This is a genomic window from Streptomyces sp. SID13726, assembly GCF_010548375.1.
Lineage (GTDB): Bacteria > Actinomycetota > Actinomycetes > Streptomycetales > Streptomycetaceae > Streptomyces.
Genome location: NZ_JAAGLY010000156.1, coordinates 1 through 613, shown reverse-complemented (window position 1 = coordinate 613; position 613 = coordinate 1). Strand labels below are relative to the sequence as shown.

Below are 613 nucleotides of genomic sequence, written 5' to 3'. Positions count from 1 at the left end.
GTCGTACCCGTGGCCGCCGGCGAGGAGCTGCGTCTGCACGGTCGCCCACGACCCGAGCAGGATCGACGCCGCGAGGAACACGTACATGGTCTTGGCCATGCGCGTCGTCGCGCGGAAGACGGGACCGGTGGTGCGGCGCCGGTAGATGAGGATGAGCAGCCCGGCGACGAGCGCGACGGCCGCGATCGACCCCATGTACGTGGCGACGAAGTGGTAGGCGACCTCCTTGATGCCCACCGCCTCCGTCAACGACTTGGGGATGACGAGGCCCATGAGGTGCCCGAGGATCACGAACAGCAGCCCGAAGTGGAAGAGCGGCGACCCGAGCCGCAGGAGCCGCTTCTCGTAGAGCTCGCTCGACCGCGTGGTCCAGCCGAACTTGTCGTACCGGTACCGCCAGACCGACCCCACGACGAACACCGCGAACGTCACGTACGGGAAGACGACCCACAGCAGGATCTCGCCCGTGCTCACCCCGCTCATCGCACCGCACCTCCGGTCCGGCCGGCCCCGGCGCCGTACGGCTCCAGCGCGAACGGCTCCATCCCCACGAGCTCGGCGGGCGGCCCCGCCGTCACGAGCTCGACGTACCCCTGCTGCGTGCGCTCGTCGA

General features: G+C 69.8%; 1 protein-coding gene. It reads right to left on the bottom strand.

The features are described from left to right. The coding region (narI, locus tag G3I78_RS46905) for a respiratory nitrate reductase subunit gamma (protein ID WP_203616487.1) at positions 1–483 on the bottom strand (483 nt) is incomplete at its 3' end. Positions 484–613: the final 130 nt, after the last annotated feature.